Source organism: Propionispira arboris (assembly GCF_900109225.1).
Lineage (GTDB): Bacteria > Bacillota > Negativicutes > Selenomonadales > Selenomonadaceae > Propionispira > Propionispira arboris.
In genome coordinates this window covers 58,032-75,320 of record NZ_FNZK01000022.1, presented here as the reverse complement: position 1 = coordinate 75,320, position 17,289 = coordinate 58,032, and the positions used below count along the sequence as shown (strand labels likewise).

Annotated in this window: 22 protein-coding genes and 1 tRNA gene; 21 read left to right on the top strand and 2 right to left on the bottom strand. The window is 34.8% G+C overall.

Features of this window, described 5'->3' with window-relative positions; all coding sequences use genetic code 11:
- Nucleotides 1-4 precede the first annotated feature (4 nt).
- The 6 genes from BMY14_RS17825 (at nt 5) to BMY14_RS17800 (ending at nt 4,532) form a co-directional block, all read left to right on the top strand.
- Nucleotides 5-751: a methylenetetrahydrofolate reductase gene (locus BMY14_RS17825; RefSeq protein WP_091834881.1), complete on the top strand. Its 747-nt coding sequence runs from the start codon at nt 5-7 to the stop codon at nt 749-751.
- 126 nt (nt 752-877) lie between these two features.
- The gene (locus tag BMY14_RS17820) at nt 878-1,753 is read left to right on the top strand and encodes a sulfide/dihydroorotate dehydrogenase-like FAD/NAD-binding protein (protein ID WP_091834878.1); all 876 of its coding nucleotides are present in this window, start codon (nt 878-880) and stop codon (nt 1,751-1,753) included.
- Nucleotides 1,738-3,141, top strand: coding sequence for an NADPH-dependent glutamate synthase (gltA, locus tag BMY14_RS17815; protein WP_019554807.1), 1,404 nt, complete (start codon nt 1,738-1,740; stop codon nt 3,139-3,141). The genes BMY14_RS17820 and gltA overlap by 16 nt, the downstream gene beginning before the upstream one ends.
- 171 nt (nt 3,142-3,312) lie before the next feature.
- Complete coding sequence (locus BMY14_RS17810) at nt 3,313-3,873, top strand: 3'-5' exonuclease (RefSeq protein WP_091834876.1); 561 nt, start codon at nt 3,313-3,315, stop codon at nt 3,871-3,873.
- 11 nt (nt 3,874-3,884) lie between these two features.
- Entirely contained in the window at nt 3,885-4,379 is a 495-nt protein-coding gene (locus tag BMY14_RS17805; RefSeq protein WP_019554805.1) for a 2-thiouracil desulfurase family protein, read from the top strand.
- Nucleotides 4,380-4,447: 68 nt separating this feature from the next.
- A tRNA-Leu gene (locus BMY14_RS17800) sits at nt 4,448-4,532 on the top strand.
- Between the two features lie 105 nt (nt 4,533-4,637).
- Here BMY14_RS17800 and BMY14_RS17795 read toward each other — a convergent pair.
- Together BMY14_RS17795 and BMY14_RS17790 are read right to left on the bottom strand one after the other, a co-directional pair.
- The gene (locus BMY14_RS17795; protein WP_177177657.1) at nt 4,638-5,297 is read right to left on the bottom strand and encodes a site-specific integrase; all 660 of its coding nucleotides are present in this window, start codon (nt 5,295-5,297) and stop codon (nt 4,638-4,640) included.
- 85 nt (nt 5,298-5,382) lie between these two features.
- A complete protein-coding gene (locus BMY14_RS17790; RefSeq protein ID WP_091834870.1) occupies nt 5,383-5,595 on the bottom strand; it encodes a hypothetical protein in 213 nt (70 codons plus the stop codon).
- 251 nt (nt 5,596-5,846) lie between these two features.
- Between BMY14_RS17790 and BMY14_RS17785 the strand changes: the two genes are divergently transcribed.
- The 15 genes from BMY14_RS17785 to BMY14_RS17715 all read left to right on the top strand — a co-directional run bounded on the left by BMY14_RS17785 (nt 5,847) and on the right by BMY14_RS17715 (nt 16,665).
- Nucleotides 5,847-6,341 (top strand): hypothetical protein, encoded by a 495-nt coding sequence (locus BMY14_RS17785; RefSeq protein WP_091834867.1) that lies wholly within the window; start codon nt 5,847-5,849, stop codon nt 6,339-6,341.
- 278 nt (nt 6,342-6,619) lie between these two features.
- Complete coding sequence (locus BMY14_RS17780; protein ID WP_091834864.1) at nt 6,620-7,291, top strand: hypothetical protein; 672 nt, start codon at nt 6,620-6,622, stop codon at nt 7,289-7,291.
- Nucleotides 7,292-7,716: 425 nt separating this feature from the next.
- Nucleotides 7,717-8,334 carry a hypothetical protein gene (locus BMY14_RS17775; protein WP_091834861.1) on the top strand — a complete coding sequence of 206 codons (618 nt, stop codon included), beginning with the start codon at nt 7,717-7,719 and terminating at the stop codon, nt 8,332-8,334.
- Nucleotides 8,335-8,365: 31 nt separating this feature from the next.
- Nucleotides 8,366-8,551 (top strand): hypothetical protein, encoded by a 186-nt coding sequence (locus tag BMY14_RS17770; protein ID WP_091834858.1) that lies wholly within the window; start codon nt 8,366-8,368, stop codon nt 8,549-8,551.
- Between the two features lie 308 nt (nt 8,552-8,859).
- Nucleotides 8,860-10,098, top strand: a complete 1,239-nt coding sequence (locus tag BMY14_RS17765; protein ID WP_177177656.1) for an AbiH family protein — start codon at nt 8,860-8,862, stop codon at nt 10,096-10,098.
- Between the two features lie 173 nt (nt 10,099-10,271).
- Nucleotides 10,272-11,048 carry a TRADD-N-associated membrane domain-containing protein gene (locus BMY14_RS20935; protein WP_245741468.1) on the top strand — a complete coding sequence of 259 codons (777 nt, stop codon included), beginning with the start codon at nt 10,272-10,274 and terminating at the stop codon, nt 11,046-11,048.
- Between the two features lie 67 nt (nt 11,049-11,115).
- On the top strand, nt 11,116-11,586 hold the full coding sequence (locus BMY14_RS17755; RefSeq protein ID WP_091834852.1) for a hypothetical protein: 471 nt from the start codon (nt 11,116-11,118) through the stop codon (nt 11,584-11,586).
- Nucleotides 11,587-11,764: 178 nt separating this feature from the next.
- Nucleotides 11,765-12,484, top strand: a complete 720-nt coding sequence (locus BMY14_RS17750; protein WP_091834849.1) for a hypothetical protein — start codon at nt 11,765-11,767, stop codon at nt 12,482-12,484.
- A 181-nt stretch (nt 12,485-12,665) separates the two neighbouring features.
- On the top strand, nt 12,666-13,421 hold the full coding sequence (locus tag BMY14_RS17745; protein ID WP_091834844.1) for a hypothetical protein: 756 nt from the start codon (nt 12,666-12,668) through the stop codon (nt 13,419-13,421).
- 47 nt (nt 13,422-13,468) lie between these two features.
- A complete protein-coding gene (locus BMY14_RS17740) occupies nt 13,469-13,963 on the top strand; it encodes a hypothetical protein (protein ID WP_091834841.1) in 495 nt (164 codons plus the stop codon).
- Between the two features lie 17 nt (nt 13,964-13,980).
- The gene (locus BMY14_RS17735) at nt 13,981-14,709 is read left to right on the top strand and encodes a hypothetical protein (RefSeq protein ID WP_091834838.1); all 729 of its coding nucleotides are present in this window, start codon (nt 13,981-13,983) and stop codon (nt 14,707-14,709) included.
- Between the two features lie 83 nt (nt 14,710-14,792).
- The gene (locus BMY14_RS17730; RefSeq protein ID WP_177177655.1) at nt 14,793-15,095 is read left to right on the top strand and encodes a hypothetical protein; all 303 of its coding nucleotides are present in this window, start codon (nt 14,793-14,795) and stop codon (nt 15,093-15,095) included.
- Between the two features lie 127 nt (nt 15,096-15,222).
- Nucleotides 15,223-15,489: a hypothetical protein gene (locus BMY14_RS17725; protein WP_091834832.1), complete on the top strand. Its 267-nt coding sequence runs from the start codon at nt 15,223-15,225 to the stop codon at nt 15,487-15,489.
- Between the two features lie 76 nt (nt 15,490-15,565).
- The gene (locus BMY14_RS17720) at nt 15,566-15,934 is read left to right on the top strand and encodes a phage terminase small subunit-related protein (protein WP_091834829.1); all 369 of its coding nucleotides are present in this window, start codon (nt 15,566-15,568) and stop codon (nt 15,932-15,934) included.
- Nucleotides 15,880-16,665 (top strand): PBSX family phage terminase large subunit, encoded by a 786-nt coding sequence (locus BMY14_RS17715; RefSeq protein ID WP_091834827.1) that lies wholly within the window; start codon nt 15,880-15,882, stop codon nt 16,663-16,665. The genes BMY14_RS17720 and BMY14_RS17715 overlap by 55 nt, the downstream gene beginning before the upstream one ends.
- Nucleotides 16,666-17,289 lie beyond the last annotated feature (624 nt).

Here is a 17,289-nt window from a genome sequence, read left to right as displayed (position 1 = left end):
TTATATGCCGAGAATATCAATTGAATTAGTTCCACGCGGAGAAGCTGCAATTCGTGAAGAATTGGAACTGTTAAAAAATAATTTTACCTGTATTGATCTGATTAACGTACCGGAGCTTTTGCGTTATGAACTGCATAGCTGGGAAGGCGCAACGGTTGCGAAAGAATTTTATCGAGAAGCTATGCCGCATATTCGGGCCATTGATATTGATTTAGACAAACCATTGCCAATGGCTTCTTATTTGGTTGAGCATAAAATTAGTGAAGTTTTGGTTATTACAGGTGATCCACCGCAGGATATGGGGCGGACGATTTATCCAACGGTTAGTACCGATGTAATACGTAAATTCCGTGATGAGCTGCCACATATCAAAGTCTATGCGGGACTGGACCAGTATCGCAGCAGTATGCGTCAGGAAGAATATAATATTCGCCGCAAGATTCAAGCCGGTGCAGCCGGGTTTTTCACCCAGCCCTTTTTTGACCTGCGTTATTTGGAAATCTATGCGGAAATTCTTGCCGGGGTAGAGGTTTATTGGGGTGTATCGCCCGTTTTGTCGGAGCGATCCGTCAATTATTGGGAGAGCAAAAACAATGTGATTTTCCCAAAAGCTTTTCAACCGACGCTGGAATGGAACATTGATTTTGCCAGGCAAGCTTTAGCTTTTGTAAAAAAACAAGATGCCAATATTTATTTGATGCCAATTAAAACAAATTTATTGCCGTATTTAAGGGGTGCTTTTGCTAAATAAAGTTAAGTCTGTTAATCGTTAAACTCATTGTGCTATCAAAATACTCTGTGAAATAAATATTGCCTATGAGATTTTTTTGATGTACTATAAAGTCAGTATTCATGTATTTATATGGGAGAGTGGATTATGTTTAAGATTTTAAAAAAGCAGGTGTTATCACCAGGCGTACTTTTATTTGATCTTGAAGCACCGCGGATTGCAAAAAAAGCGGAGCCGGGACAGTTTGTAATTCTTCGTGTGAATGACGAAGGCGAAAGAGTTCCACTTACGATTGCTGATTTTAATCGTGAGAAAGGAACCATCACGATTATTTTCCAGGAAGTTGGTGCTTCAACGCAGTTATTAGGGGCACTAAATGAAGGCGAATCTATTTTAGATCTCGTTGGACCTTTAGGCAAAAAAACACATATTGAACCTGATATGGGCACGATTGTCTGTATTGGTGGTGGTATTGGTGTTGCTCCGGTTTATCCGATTGCTCGTGGTTTGAAACAAGCGGGTAATAAGGTGATTTCTATTATGGGTGCTAAATCAAAAGAAATTTTAATTTTTGAAGATGAAATGAAAGCGGTAAGTGATGAAGTTTATGTGACAACCGATGATGGTTCTTATGGAATCAAAGGGTTTGTTACTACGGCATTGCAACAGCTTATTGATAAAGGTGTGAAAATCGCTGAAGTAATCGCAATTGGCCCAGTTGTAATGATGCGCAGTGTGGCTGAAGCAACACGCCCTTATGGCATACCTACAGTTGTCAGCTTAAATCCTATTATGGTTGATGGAACTGGTATGTGCGGCGGCTGCCGTGTTCAGATCGGCAATGAAAGCAAGTTTGCCTGTGTGGATGGTCCTGAGTTTGATGCACATCAGGTTGATTTTAAAGGCCTTATGATGCGTCAGCGTACGTATAAAACGCAGGAAGCACAAGAGAAGGATCATGTTTGTCGCTGTGAACAACAGGGGCTTACGAAAGGAGCTGACTGTGAATGCCAATCTCATTGATGAAACATAAAATGCCAGAACAAGATCCGAAAATTCGTGCAACAAATTTTGAGGAAGTTGCTCTAGGCTATAGTGAAGAAGATGCTGTTGCCGAAGCAAATCGCTGTCTGAATTGCAAAGTGCCGCAGTGTCGTAAGGGCTGCCCGGTTGAAGTAGATATTCCCGGATTTATCGCGAAAATCAAAGAAAAAGATTTTGCTGGTTCAATTGCTGTGGTTAAAGAAGCAAATAGTTTACCGGCGATTTGCGGCAGGGTTTGTCCGCAGGAAAGTCAGTGTGAAAAATATTGTGTGCTCGCCAAACGTGGTGAATCGGTTGCAATTGGTCGTTTGGAACGTTTTGTAGCGGATCGCAGCTTAGCTCAGGGCGATAATACGCAGCCGATTGCTTATGCTGCTGATGCACAAAAAGTGGCTGTTATTGGTTCAGGTCCAGCTGGCTTGTCGGCGGCAGGTGAACTGGCGAAAAAAGGTTATAAAGTAACGATTTTTGAAGCACTACATACAGCTGGCGGCGTTTTATCGTATGGAATTCCAGAGTTTAGACTGCCGAAAGACGATATTGTAAAAGTGGAAATCGATAGTCTCAAGAAAATGGGCGTGGAAATTGAAGTTAATGCTGTAGCCGGCAAATTATTTACGGTTGACGAACTTATGGATGAAGATGGCTTTAGTGCGGTCTTTATTTCAACTGGTGCGGGTTTACCTCATTTTATGGGGATTGAAGGTGAAAATTTCAATGGAGTGTATTCGGCGAATGAATTTTTGACTCGTTGCAATCTAATGAAAGCGTATCAATTTCCAACACATGCAACGCCAATCCATGTCGGCAATAATGTTGCAGTAATTGGCGGAGGTAATGTTGCTATGGATGCAGCGCGGACATCACTTCGTCTTGGAGCAGAACATGTCTATATTGTTTATCGCCGCGGTGAGGAAGAACTTCCGGCTCGCCTTGAAGAAGTCCATCATGCTAAAGAAGAAGGTATTGACTTTAAGTTACTGCATAATCCAGTGGCAATTCTTGGTGATGAGCAGGGCTGGGTTAAAAAAATGCGCTGCATTAAAATGGAATTAGGTGAACCGGATGCTTCAGGTCGTCGACGTCCGATTGAAATTCCTGGGTCAGAATTTGAAATTGATGTTGATACGGTGGTGGTTGCCATTGGTCAGGGGCCAAATCCACTCGTTCAATCGACAACACCGGGGATGGATACAAACAAACGAGGCAATATTGTTGCCAATGAAGAAACTGGCGCTACAACGAAAGCGGGCGTTTTTGCCGGCGGTGATATTGTAACGGGTGCCGCAACTGTCATTTTAGCTATGGGGGCTGGTAAAAAAGCTGCCGCAGCCATTGATGACTATTTGAAAACAAAAAAACAATAAGTACAGTAAAGAAAAGGCGTGGTATAAGTACTGCGCCTTTTTTGTATATAAAAATAAAAAAGCATCATTATTTTACCTGTATTTGGCAGATGATTTTATTATTCGCAATAAGTACGTGGATTTGTGTTATAATTAGAAGTAAATTTTCAAGAAAAGGAACGATTAGGAAGTATGATGAATTTTGTAGCAATTGATTTTGAAACAGCCAATAGTAAACGAAATAGTGCTTGCAGTGTGGCTGTTGTTGAAGTAAAAGATGGAAAAATCCATGATTCATATTATGCGCTAATTAAGCCACCTGGCATGAAGTTTGATTACTTTAATATACAAATCCATGGGATTACACCTGAGGATGTGCGTAATAAACCAACATTTGCTGAAATATGGCCGGAACTTAAGCTTCGTCTGGAAAATAAAATTGTTTTAGCCCATAACGCATCTTTTGATATGAGTGTTTTAAAATATGCAATCCAGGAATATAATTTGGTGCCGGCAAAGTTTTACCATTGTTGTACAGTAAGCATCGCTCGTAAGATTTGGCCAGAGCTTGAAAATCATAAGCTCGATACGGTTGGGGATCATTTACATATTGATTTTAATCATCATAATGCACTTGATGATGCACGTACTTGTGCTGCAATTCCACTTTTTGCAAGTGAAAAAATCCATGTGGATAATTTTGCAGAACTCGTGCAGAAAATCGATGTACCAGTCAAGCCGTTTAAATGTTAGGGGATGTATCAATGATTTTAGTTAGTGCCTGCCTTTTAGGAAATAAAACGAGATATGATGGCGGGGCAGCGCCGAATGCGCTTTTATTGCGTTATAATAGTTTGGCACAATATATAGCTGTATGTCCGGAGTGCTTCGGACAATTGCCAATTCCGCATCCACCATCCGAAATTCAAAATGGTGATGGTGCAATGGTTTTGGCGGGTAAAGCAAAGGTAATAAGCAAGACGAATACACAAGACATCACAGCTAATTTTTGTGAAGGGGCAGACAAAGTACTAAAGATTGCCCAAGCATATAAAGTAAAATATGCTTTTTTAAAAGAAGATAGTCCCTCTTGCGGTGTTAATACGATTTATGATGGAACTTTTTCGAATACAAAAGTGTGTGGTCAAGGTGTTTGTGCGGCCCTGCTTGTCCAAAACGGGATAAAGGTTTACTCGGAAGAAGATTTGACGGAAGATTTATTGAAAAAAATCTTAGAAGAAGATCAAAAAGCAGAGTGAAAATATTTGACAATTAAAAAAAGTTGTGCTAAGATATAGAAGTTGGTTAACGAGTTAGCCGAACAAATGCGGGAGTGGCGGAATTGGCAGACGCGCTAGACTTAGGATCTAGTGTCCCACGACGTGCAGGTTCAAGTCCTGTCTTCCGCACCAACTCAATAAACGTAGGCATCCATGCTATATGGGTGCCTTTTTTGGTAGTCAAAATATAGTGCCTTTTGACTACCTTTTGACTACTATTGAAAAAATTAACGGATTTCAAGACTGTTTTTTACTTGGTAACATGGCCGACATCATATCGGCGATTCCATCCTGCATTTGAGGGAATACATGCGAATAGGTATCCATAGTTTGCTGGAATGTTGAATGCCCTAATCGGTATTGAACTACTTTTGGATGAACGCCAAGCTGTAATAGTTGTGTAGCGTGTGTATGGCGTAGATCATGTAGATGAAATTTTTCAGGTAATCCTGCGGAAATAATAAATTTTTTGAAATCTTTACTCAGTCGTCTTGGGTCGTGTGGTTTTCCATCTTTTCTAGCAAAAACTAAATCATTATTTTCGTAATTTAAACTGCTGAGTTGTTCAGATTTTACAACGACCCGATACTTTTGCAAATCGTGCAGAATTTCTTTTGATATCGGAATGGTTCGATAAGACGATGTATTTTTGGGCTTATTGATCATAGATCCAAATGCCTTTGTACAGATAACGGTCGTATTAACGGATAGGGTACCTTGCTTAAAATCAATATCCTGCCAGCGCAGACCAAGAAGTTCTTCGCGCCGCAAACCCGTACCCCAGGCAATAAAAAATATAAGTTTACGCCACTCCGTTGCGGCTGCTAATAATTTATTTACCTGTTCTTGAGATAAGACGTTAATTTCTTTTGTCCGTTGTGGTTTCTTTATTCTCACGCTGGCAACGGTACAAGGGTTCTTTTCTATGATTCCCAAGTGTTTTGGCGCACATGACCCTGCATGACGTTATTTAACCAATCATCTAACAATTGCCTAAGGGATACGTATCCGAATCAATATAGTGTGTCCTAGAGAGTTTTTGCTGTATGCTTATTTTAGCTTGTTCGGCTTTTTCTTTCGGTTCCGTTTGAGATTTCGCATAAACAAATTTATAAATGGATTTCCCAAATTCATTATGCCCGATGAGTATTTTTGATTGGTAGCGCCCGTCTGCTCTTTTTTTTAATCTTAGCATAGTATGCCTCCTTTTCAGTACGTGTGTTCTTTATATAGATTATTTTTTTGCCGCCTCCTTAAATGGGGGCGGCTTTTTTTTGCGATGATTCTGCTTTTAAGATATGGCTAAGGCAATGTTTGGGGCGGCAGGGTTTGAGATCGTGGGGCGCATTGCGTTGAAGAATACAAAAACCGGAAAAGAATATCGATAACTAAAAAAGGACGGTGATGAGCCGTCCTTGATGTGCGTTTATTATGGGGGTGGGGAATTTGAACGAGTATAACGATTATGCAGGGTCAGTACGAAAGTATTTGCAGAATTATAATAAGTTCAAAGTCACTATTTTGAACTTGGAAGATGAAAAAGAGGCACAAATTAAGATGTTGAATGATTTTTCAGTATCGATTGCTGAATACGGAGATGAATCAGGCGGTGGATCATCCGAATTAAATCAAACGGAAGCGGCAGCGGATCAGCGTATTAAAATAAAAAAAGAGATTGAAAATCTCGATATGAACATAGCAGTACTTCAACGCCTAATTAAGAAGGTTGATCGATCAATAGCGGGGCTAGCTGATACAGAACGTAGGCTTATTGTTGGCTATTTCTTCGATAGAAAGAGTTGGATGGAGTTAGGTAATAAAATGTACTATACGGAAAAATGGGCGCGTGAGAGGGGAAACAAGGCAGTTAAAGAGATTGCTTTCATGATGTTTGGATCAGTCGCACGACCAGAACAGCTTCGCTTTGTATTCTGTGGATAAGTTGATGGTGATTTTTCACAGCAAAATGACAGCATTTTCACGGTCGGATACTTCCATTTTACTTCCGTTTTTCAAGGGTTTACGGTGCTATAATAGTATTATCAAAAGTTTATAAATGAGCCGCTTACGAAATGTGTGAGCGGCTTTTGTGTTACCATAATATCGGCAGGTCATAGAATATTGTGGAAATTAGGAAGATGGAAGTGTAGGGCAGGTTTGGGTAATATTTGGTAGATCATCTTCGTCAGGAGTATAATTATATTGAGGAGATGATGATTGTGAAGAACAGTGAAAAAGGAACATTAAGTGCCATTGAGGAAAATATATTGAAATTTAATAATAGTAAATTAAGTAAGATTATGAAAGTCGGCGTAGAAGTCATAGGAATTCCAGTTGTAAATATGATGCTTAGTGAGCTTGTGGGGGGGATAGAAAGAAGAAAACTATTGGAGTTTCAACAAATATGGAATGAAAATAATTTGGATGTTGAATTAGATGAAAATAATAAGAGTCAAGTTGAATTGGTAGAACATGCTATATTGAAATCTATTCGTTGTAGTAAAGAAGGTCAGATTCGTAAAATTATAGCCATTCTAAAAGGCTCGTTTGAAGGTAACATAATTTCAGTTAATGATGCGGAAGATTTAATAAATATCGTTAGTGAATTAAGTGAGAATGAGGCAAAATGTTTGGTAGAAGTTTATAATGTTTTTGGAAAAATGCCTGAGCCGACAAAGGTAAATGAGGAAAAAGGAATAAAAGATTATGGCAGGGGAACTATTCACGGTGTATCTGAAAATCAAAGAGTGTTTTTATTGAATCGATTAGCTGGAAAAGGCTTGGTTAGGGAAAAAACAGGAGCTTCTTTTGGTTATGCGGGGGGGACATTTTTATCAACAGCAATGGGAGAAACACTTTTTAACTCAATAGATAGTATCATTCTAAAATAAATTTAATATTATATGTGTTATTATAGTAACAAGTGAAAAATTAAAGCTGCTAGAAATTGCTGGTGGCTTTTTCTACGTGCTAATTTGGTTAGGAGCGTCCTCCCACTACGGCATAAAATTAGAAAAATGTGCAAAAACATAAGATTTTAAAAACCCTATTGTCGATTATCATAAACACAAGGGGGGGGATGTTATGCATGATTTATGGGGTATTTTTATTTTAATCGCAGTAATCGCGGTCTTAGGTCGATTAAGGTAACGATATAGCAGACAGCTAGAGGTATGGGGGTGTCTGCTGTGTTGAGAAAAATTGTTGATATTAGAAAACTGGAAGTTAATGCAAATATTGGATAGCTTAAGCAGGAATTAAGTTTATTTTATAGAAATATGTTCAGATAATATATAATAGAATGTGGAGAGCAATTATGGGCTTAACAGATTTTACGTTTAGATTAATACTAGTTTTTATTCCTGGAATTATAGCGTTTGTTATAATAGATAATTTGACATCACACCGATCAACTCAAATACATCATTGGCTTATATATTCACTTTTGCTAGGCTTTTTAAGTTATTTGCCTTGGGGAATATTAACTGATATTACACGAATAGTATACCAAACGGATATTCCAATGCAGTTTATTGTTAACCTAATAGACCCTAAAACGACTATAAATTTTTATGAAATTATAATAGCTTCGTTTATTGCTGTATTATGGGGGATGCTATTGTCAAAAGCAATAAATTCTAGATGGTTGTTCAACTTATGTAATTGGATGGGGATTTCAGATAAATTTCCGGAACTTGATGCATGGGCAAATTGTATTGCGGTATTCAAACCAAACTGGATTAGAGTGCGGGATCTAGAAAATGATCTTTCTATACAAGGAAAGTTAGTTTCTGTATCCGACGCAAATGACAGAGATGGTATCGTTTTAGAAAATGTAAAGGTATATAAAAACAGTACATCAGAGCTTCTTTATAGTGTGCGGGTTTTGTACATACCAAAAAAAATGGATACTTTGCTCATTGAGCTTATCTAAAGTATTAATTTACAATATAGAAGGTGAAAAAATGGCAGAAGAAGTACACCCAATTAAATCAGTAAGAATGGATGGTAAACAAGTAGCAGCAGGAATACAAATTGAAACTAGGGGTAGGCAAGTGTTGGTTACTCAAGCAATGGGATTAACGGCAAGCAATGCAGAACCAGGTCCACCGCCGCCGATGGTTCCTCAAAATTCTAATAATGGTAAGTGAATAATGTTTAGTTAAAGCATCCTTCGGGGTGCTTTTTTAATACCAAAAATGCGATTGAGGTGACGAAGTAACCGGAGCTATGGTTACAGGTGGTTGATGTTGCATATGGAAATTATCAAGGAGGACTTGTTTTGAATTTGTTGAAATACAGTTATAATGGTGCGACGGATCAGAAAACCTGTATGGCGTTGTATATCAGCAGTAGCAAATATTATAAAATGATGACAGAGTTGCTGTAATTTGTCATGTGCTTGTTAGGCTGGCTGGTGAAGGTGCTTTCAACTTGCGATATAATAAGGGGCGTGCTTATGAAAATTTTAGTTATTGGGAATGGTTTTGACTTGGCACATAAACTACCAACAGCATATACGGATTTTTTAGAATTTATGTCTGTCATGAGAAGAGAGGACTCAGCCAGCGAAAGGTCAAATGAAATTCCTGATGAACAAACTATGAAAAGAATTTATGATAGACTTCCTGCCATTTATAAGAATAAGACGGAACAAGTAGATGGATATGATTATCATCGTATGGAAGAAGTCTGTTGTTGTTTTTCAAAAAAAATAAAATTTTATATGGCTAAGATGTTAAGTGATTACTTAAAGAAAGTTCCTAGCGTTGCATATGGTTTTAACGATATTGAAAAGCATATTTGTTTTAGTCAAGATGAATATATAGAATATAGCATAAAACTTTCGAAAGGTAGTTCACTGAATAATAAGTGGTTTGAATACTTTGAAAAAAAGTTAAATGATAAGAGGCTGCGTGGGATTAACTGGGTGGATTTTGAGGCAGAGATTAAGGATGTTATTCAAAGTTTGGAACATAAACTAATTAAATCTAAAGATGGGGGAACACCCCTGAATTTAAGGGATTTTAAAAATATTGACTCATTGATGAACCTAAACGAAAAAATTCTTATAGATTTAGACTGTAAAGGAAATTTTATAAATCCATTGGATGAAGATTTGAATCTTTTAATAGATTGTCTAGAAATATATATGCAACTAATTGACAAAATGTGCATTGGACTGCTGTCTCCAGATTTACGATTTGATAAATTTGATAAAGTCGTTAGCTTTAATTATACGGATTGTTACCACGATTTTTATCAGCGAGAATTAAAAAAAAATGATATCGATTTTATCCATGGTAAAGCAGGAGATCATAACTTAGTATTAGGGATAGATGAAACATTAAAAAATGAAAACGATATTAGTAATGAACTTTCCTGCATAAAATTCAAAAAATATTTTCAGCGTATCTATAAATATACGGGGATAAAGTATATAGATTGGCTTGAGAATGCTGATGAAAATTCTGAAATAGTTATTTTTGGGCATTCCTTAGATTGTACAGATGGAGAGATTTTGGAAAAACTTATTACTTGTGCACGTATATCAAAAACAACCATTTATTATTATAATGATGAGGCGCATGCTAAACAAATTTTAAACTTGGTAAAAATTCTCAAAAAAGACGAATTAATAAAGAGAACTGGAAAGAAAAATATTGTATTTAGAAGGCAAGCTCAAATGTTAATATAAAAGCATCCATATTTTTTTATTCAGAAAATAACACATAAGCTGCTAGCAATTGCTGGTGGCTTTTTCTACGTGTCAAATATTTAATTAAATAGATTGTTTATTAGATATTATACTCTTTGGAAGGTTTTGGAGATTGATTAGAGAATATATTTTATAAAGGGGTGTGGGTCATATTGTGGTTTAAAAAAGATATATGCAACACAAATATTGAGCCGGAAATAGAAGAAAATTTTAATTCTTCTATAAATGAATCGGTTTTATTACATGAAATTGAAAGAATAGAATTTAGTATTGAAAGACAGGCAACAAAGAAAAATTTAATGATATTATTTATAATAGCATATGGTATGGTTTTTTATTTTATGAACGATTATATACTGGACAATAGAATACCGACTATACTTATTGCTAGTATAGTTGTCATAACCGGTACATGGGTGTGGGTGTTTTCTAAGGGGAATGAAAAGCTTGCAAAAAGGCAAGTAGCTATATTGAAAAAGCAATTAACAGGTATTAAAAATAATGAAGGCACTAATGATGATGAAATTGACTATTTTACCCCTTTGGTAAATTTGAATATAAAAAATTTAGGAGACTATTATGAGTTAGTTAAAGAAAGTAATGCAAAATCATTTTGGGTAGCACTTATTATGTCTGGTATTGGTATCACAATTATTTTTTTAGCAATAATGGCTGGGTTTAGTGGTAATCCGGAATATAAAGACGTGGCATATATTTCAACAGTGGCAGGTGTTTTTATTGAGCTGATAACGGGGTTATTATTTTACTTATATAATAAGACTATAATTCAGTTGAAAAAGTATCACTCAAGCTTACTAGATATGCAGAATGTTTTATTATCATTTAAGTTAATTGGTGATGTTAAGGACGAAAAGGTAAAAATAGAACTAATGAAAGAAATGCTTTCATTTTTAGTAAAACACAAATGATTAATTTAGGAGTTAATCATTTGTGCTGTTGAAAAATTTAGGAATAATATAAGAGGAGCTGGAATAAATGAATGATATGTTAAAGAAAATAGGGAGTCAATTTCCGACTACAATTAACGCGCTCAGGCACAGTTGGCCATTTGAAAATGATTTATCTGATGTGAGAGAAGCTTATATCGAATTTGAAGGGGTTATTGGGACCGATACTGAATTCGGCACAGATAATAATCGTGGTGATTCTGTTGGAATATATATATTATTGAAGGAGCATAATTTATTTAGGTTGATTTATAATTTTAATAAAACTATATTAACTATAGATTCTATTAAAATCTCTCAAATTTTATCGATGAGAAATCAATCACAACAACATGATTGTATACACGGATTTGCCAATGAAAAATTAGAGATAATAATGTGTAGCGGAAAAGAATATATTTTAAATAAACCCGATATTAATAAAGGTCAGTATACGTCAGAATTTGTTTGTGAAAATACAGGTCGATATGATATTGTTATAAATTCGTTGATGAAATAGATTTAAAAAAAGCATCCTTTCCGATGCTTTTTTTATGTTAAAAACACTTAGGTGAAAAAATAATCAACATGATAAAAAAATGGATAAAAATGATGCTGATTGCAATAGTGGTGTAGGATAATATTTGTAAAATTAGCTTTTGACGTCATATAATAAGAAGCGAGGAGATGATTTTATAGTGGAGTCGTTTATTCAAAATATTACGGGTGGAAACACTACAATTCAAACTGCATTAATATCTGCACTAACAGCTGCAGTAACAGCTATAGTCGTAGCATGTATCAGTTGGTACTGTTCCAGAAAAAATTTAAAGATGCAAGAAAAGCAATTCAAAAGAAAACTTAAGGAACAAAAAGTGGCATTTAAAGAACAATGTAGGCAATTTGAAATTACGTTACAAAATCAACAATTGATCAAATACAAAGAACTAATAACTACGGAACGAATAAAATGGGTATCACTGTTAAGAGAAAATATTACTGAATATTTAAGTATGACACATCACCTTATGCAGAAAAAACTCACTTTTATAATGATGAAGGAGCCAGAAGAAAGAAAAAATGAATTGGGGAAATTTTTAGTAAGTATAGAAGATGATTATACAAAATTAATAACTTTATCATATGCTATAATCGATAGGCTGAATCCTGATAAAAAAAATGAATTAGATTTGGGAGAAATAGATCATATTTCGTTTAAGCTCCAACTTAATTTAATAAACGACAACGTGGCAAAGTTTCTTAATGACGGTACGAATGAAGCTCTAGACAGCTATGAGTACCAAAAAAATACAAATATCAAGATAGAAGAGTTTTCAATATTATGTCAGAAATTATTAAAATATGAATGGGAAAATACAAAAAAAGAAGCGAAATTATTATATGATCATCAACTTTAAATATCATTTTTGGTGTTTTTTTAATAGTGAAAAATATAAATAGGTTACGCAAAGATTAATTAATAGGGGCATTATGAGGCGAAATTGTCGGAAAATTAGATGATGTTGTAGATTAAATAATATACGTTGGTTTATGGTGCAAGTCTTATAAATAGTTAGTATATTAGGAAGAGGCGGTATTTTGGATGCATCTGTTTTAGCAACAGCGTTTGGTGGTGCCTGCGCAGGGGCGATTGTAACGGGTTTTATGAGTATGTGGTTAAGTAAGAAGCATTACAGAGATGATTACTATAAAAAAATTTTAGATAAAAGAATAGATGCATATGACGAAGTATATCTATTCTTAAGAGGTTGGTCCGAAAAGAAAGAATTTATTAAAGACGGAGAGAAATATGCGGAATTTTTTTGCATGTTTGTTAATGAGGATGAATTAGGTCGAAATATAAAGCAAATGCAGAAAGTTATACGACTCGAGCAATGGCTTAATTCGGAAACAGTAGAAATTTTACATGAGATTAATATTTTTTTAGAAGATACTTATATACTTATAGTTAAACGAAACAATGATATATTATCAAACAAATATTTATGTAGTGAAGAAGATCAGAATAAATTCAATCATTATAAAAATAATTTGGAAAATGTAAAGGCTAATATTGAAGCTGAGTATGAGAATACAAACATAAATAACATTATATGGGGAGGCTACTTATGTCCTATGGTTATGGATTTATATAATGAAATTTATTTTTTAGTGAATGAGGATATGAAAACTCTATATAAAGTAGATGATTTTTTATTATACAAACAAAATAAGGTTAGTATAAATGATATCCATTATTTAATGTTTTATTATATAGATTTAAAAAGTCAAATTATTTTAAGGAAAATGTATAATGTAGTATGCTTTTGGATAAAAAAACAAAATAACCGTTAGGTTGGATTAGTAAGGTGTTTTAGCAGCGCAAATAAGGGGGGCTTTTAATGGATTATGACTATTTAGATTTATTTTTTTTGGCTTTTGTAGTAATAATGCAACCAATTCTTCTATTCGTGATATTATCCTTATCGGGTAGTAAATTTTTGCTTTGTGCTAGTGATACGAAGATATTGCAAAAAGCACAGACAATGACCGATGAAGAAGCTTTTTTTGAACGAATACAGAGTGAGAGTGATATTAAATGTTTGAGTTTTGTGGCTATTATAATATCTGTTTTGGCTATAATATTTGGTGCTTTGACAAGAAGTTTTGATACCCATAGTTTTGAGTTTTATGGAATAATCGCTTTATTGATAGGGTTTATATTTTCAATACTTATTTTGTGGAGAGTTGTTAGAAAAGAGATATTTCAATTATGTATATTGCAAGACATGAAAGACAAAAGTGAAAAGGCGAAAGTGAAAGAAGAAGAGAAGCGAATAAGATGGCTTTCTTATAAGCTATCTTATGGAAAAAGATTTTCCTATCAATTCAGTTAAATGGAGGTCATCTTATAATGAATCATGATAATTTTGAAATAAAAAAACTTAGCAAGAGTGAAGAAATAATATCGAATTTATCAAAAAGTAAGATTGGTAAAGTTTTTAATCTGGTAATGGAAGGTACGCCATATGTAAACATTGTGTATAGTGGGATAGTTGGTAGCATAGAAAAGAAAAAATTACTTCTGTTTCTTGATGCGTGGATGAATAAGAAAATTGATGATCGATTTGACGAAAATGATCATCGACAAATAGAATTAATGAATCATGGTATTTTAAAATCTTTAAGGTGTAATAAGGACGGACAGATACAACAAATAGTTAATATTTTAAATTGGAAATATCAGGATGAGATAGAATCATTTAATGATGCAGAAGATTTAATTAATATTGTTAGTGAATTAAGTGGAAATGAGGCACGTGTGTTAGAGCGAATATATGCTATTTTAAAAGGGAAAATAGCCGTAGAAGAAGAAAAAAAATCAAGAGCGTCTCGAAGTCAAATAACTATTACAAAGCGTGGTGCTATATATGTGAGTCAATCTGAACTTGAATCTGAAATTCCTGCATTTAAAGAAAGATTAGATTTCTTTTTGGGAAGACTTGAAGGCAAAGGATTAATAAAAGAAAAATCAGTGGATACTTATGATGATCTCAATAATGAAGATAAAAAATATATTGTAACTTTTACGGGAAATATGCTTTTTCAATCATTAAATAATGAAAAATTATTTAGGAAATAATTCTCCGTAATTATATGCGATACTAAAAGAAAGTGAACAATATTATGAAAAAATGCATTTTATTAGTTTTGTTATGTATTATAATGTTTGCTTATATAATACATGGAAGTATTACATGGTACGAATGTTATGATTTAATTACAAAACTAATTACAGGGATTGCTCCATTTATAGCTGCCTTTGGTGCTTATTATATGTGGAGCAAAAATAGAGAAAAAGAAATCAAAAATCTAGAATATAAGAATGATTATTATAAAAAAATCATCGATAAAAGAATGGAAGCATACGAGCAATTAGAAAAATTTATTGCATCTTTAAAAGTAACTACACCGGGTAAAGCAAACAAAATGTATCTAATGGGTGATCTTTTTATGTCTCCCCTATAGATATGCTTGATATTAATTCTTGCGGAAATATCATGAGAGTGTCATTTTACTTTCAAAGTGACTTTTGGACAGGATATTCCTTTTCTTTATCGAAGGTAACTGAATAAGATAAAAGGAGATGGATTTTATGGATCTAGAATTAATAATTAACGAAGCTTCTAGTATTAGAAGTAAGGCTATTCGCGAAGGACAAGGGTCGTCGGTATTGAAAGGTGCTGAAGTTGAGACATGGATAGGCAAATCGATCTTGTATATTGAAAAGTGTAAAACACCTGAATCAGCATTCTATCAAAGATTTATCCAATATGCAGATAATGCGAAGGGGGTTCGGGTAGATAGTTTTGACAAAATGTTGGCTCTTTTAGAATCAATGAAAGAATTTGAAGACAAATAAACCAAAAAGCATCCTGCGGGGTGCTTTTTTAATGCCCAAAAACAAAACAAACACTCAATGAGGTGGTGGTGATTATGTGAGTAACGACAAAATACAGCAGGCCGAGCGAGACTATGTTGAAGGCCTGAAATATAAGGATATCGCAGAGAAATACAGCGTCTCTCTTAATACCGTCAAGTCATGGAAAACGAGATATAAGTGGTCAAAAAAGGTGTGCACACAAAATGAAAAAAGTGTGCACACAAAAAAGAGTGCGCCAAAGGTCAATCAGTATGCCAAAGGTAATAAAGGTGGTCACGCGCCACCAGGTAATAATAACGCTGTCACCCATGGCTTGTATGCGAAGATTATCCCTATTGATGATATGGAACTAATATCATCAAGCGCACGATGCAGTACCCTCAGGCGAACACGCTTGTCGTTCGCAAAACAGCCAGTACCTTAAAAGATTCGTGCTGGACACAGCTAAAATGGGCAATCAATAAGCTAGGCGTAGGGCAGTTTTGGAAACCAAGGCAGAATCCGTTAGAACTGGAATATTTGCCGACTGGTCAGAAGATATTATTCCGTGGTTTGGATGATCCTTTGAAAATTACATCCATTACGGTAGATGTTGGTGTCCTCTGTTGGGGCTGGATTGAAGAAGCATATGAAATTAACGATGAAGAAGACTTCAACCGTCTTGATGAATCGCTTCGTGGTGAATTTCCAGAAGGGTACTTCATTCAATGGACCATCACGCTTAACCATTGGGATAGAAACCATTGGATTAAGGCAAGATTCTTTGATATTCCTAACCCTAATGTTTTAGCAAAATCCACAAATTATCTTTGCAATGAATTCCTATCGGCTGCCGATTATGCGATGTTTGAAGAAATGAAGCGAAATGATCCCGAACGATATAAGGTCGCAGGACTTGGCGAATGGGGCATAGCAGACGGTCAGTTCTTTGAGTGCTGGCGCAATGATATACACGTCGTTAAGCCGTTTAAAATACCAGACAGTTGGATGCGGTTCAGGGCAATGGATTGGGGCAGTTACCGTCCATATTGCGTCCTCTGGTTTGCTGTTGATTACGATGGTAACCTTTGGGGCTATCGTGAGCTTTACGGCTGGGGTGGTAAAGCAAATGTCGAGGATAAAAAGGGTATAGTTAAATTAGAATATACATGGTAACTAGAAAGGTCGGCGCAATAAAAAGCGTTGACCTTTATTTTTTTGTTTAAAGACTTAAATTGGATGTCGCAAGGTTTATGGATGAGCAAAGAAAAATAAAGACTATTCTTAAGGTCAACAGATGTAAAAGTTTGTTGGTTTTTTTTCATTTGTGCTAGAATTTTGAAGGAGGATACTGGAAATAAATTATTAAGTAAAATAAAAAAGCTTGGAAATTAAAGGAAAATCAAAGACATGGATATTATGATATATACATATTTACAATATACAAGTCTTTTTGCCTATGTAAACTAAAATAAAATAAGTGTATAATATTTTTTTATAGATAGTATGAATCAATATTATTAAAATATATTGAGATTACGGATTAAGAAGCTTGGTTCTTATTTAAAAAACGAAGCTTTCTCGCTTGGCAAGACTAAAATAAAGATTCATTTATAACGTTTGTAGTAAGCTGTTTTGTAATAACATGTACAACAATAGATACGAAAAGATGTGATAAAGATTTGAAGCGGTTAACCAAGAAACACGGAAATTACGAATTCATAAAGCATGATATAGGGTGATTTTTCATAAGGCGATTAAACTGATTTTTATGGTTAGTTTATCGTCTTTTTTTCGTGT

What these genes read in the sequence shown, in the direction of transcription:
- BMY14_RS17825 (WP_091834881.1), top strand. Translation starts at nt 5, where the DNA reads ATGCCGAGAATATCAATTGAATTAGTTCCACGCGGAGAAGCTGCAATT.
- BMY14_RS17820 (WP_091834878.1), top strand. Translation starts at nt 878, where the DNA reads ATGTTTAAGATTTTAAAAAAGCAGGTGTTATCACCAGGCGTACTTTTA.
- gltA (WP_019554807.1), top strand. Translation starts at nt 1,738, where the DNA reads ATGCCAATCTCATTGATGAAACATAAAATGCCAGAACAAGATCCGAAA.
- BMY14_RS17810 (WP_091834876.1), top strand. Translation starts at nt 3,313, where the DNA reads ATGATGAATTTTGTAGCAATTGATTTTGAAACAGCCAATAGTAAACGA.
- BMY14_RS17805 (WP_019554805.1), top strand. Translation starts at nt 3,885, where the DNA reads ATGATTTTAGTTAGTGCCTGCCTTTTAGGAAATAAAACGAGATATGAT.
- BMY14_RS17790 (WP_091834870.1), bottom strand. Translation starts at nt 5,595, where the DNA reads ATGCTAAGATTAAAAAAAAGAGCAGACGGGCGCTACCAATCAAAAATA.
- BMY14_RS17775 (WP_091834861.1), top strand. Translation starts at nt 7,717, where the DNA reads ATGGGCTTAACAGATTTTACGTTTAGATTAATACTAGTTTTTATTCCT.
- BMY14_RS17770 (WP_091834858.1), top strand. Translation starts at nt 8,366, where the DNA reads ATGGCAGAAGAAGTACACCCAATTAAATCAGTAAGAATGGATGGTAAA.
- BMY14_RS17765 (WP_177177656.1), top strand. Translation starts at nt 8,860, where the DNA reads ATGAAAATTTTAGTTATTGGGAATGGTTTTGACTTGGCACATAAACTA.
- BMY14_RS17755 (WP_091834852.1), top strand. Translation starts at nt 11,116, where the DNA reads ATGAATGATATGTTAAAGAAAATAGGGAGTCAATTTCCGACTACAATT.
- BMY14_RS17740 (WP_091834841.1), top strand. Translation starts at nt 13,469, where the DNA reads ATGGATTATGACTATTTAGATTTATTTTTTTTGGCTTTTGTAGTAATA.
- BMY14_RS17735 (WP_091834838.1), top strand. Translation starts at nt 13,981, where the DNA reads ATGAATCATGATAATTTTGAAATAAAAAAACTTAGCAAGAGTGAAGAA.
- BMY14_RS17730 (WP_177177655.1), top strand. Translation starts at nt 14,793, where the DNA reads ATGTTTGCTTATATAATACATGGAAGTATTACATGGTACGAATGTTAT.
- BMY14_RS17725 (WP_091834832.1), top strand. Translation starts at nt 15,223, where the DNA reads ATGGATCTAGAATTAATAATTAACGAAGCTTCTAGTATTAGAAGTAAG.
- BMY14_RS17715 (WP_091834827.1), top strand. Translation starts at nt 15,880, where the DNA reads ATGCAGTACCCTCAGGCGAACACGCTTGTCGTTCGCAAAACAGCCAGT.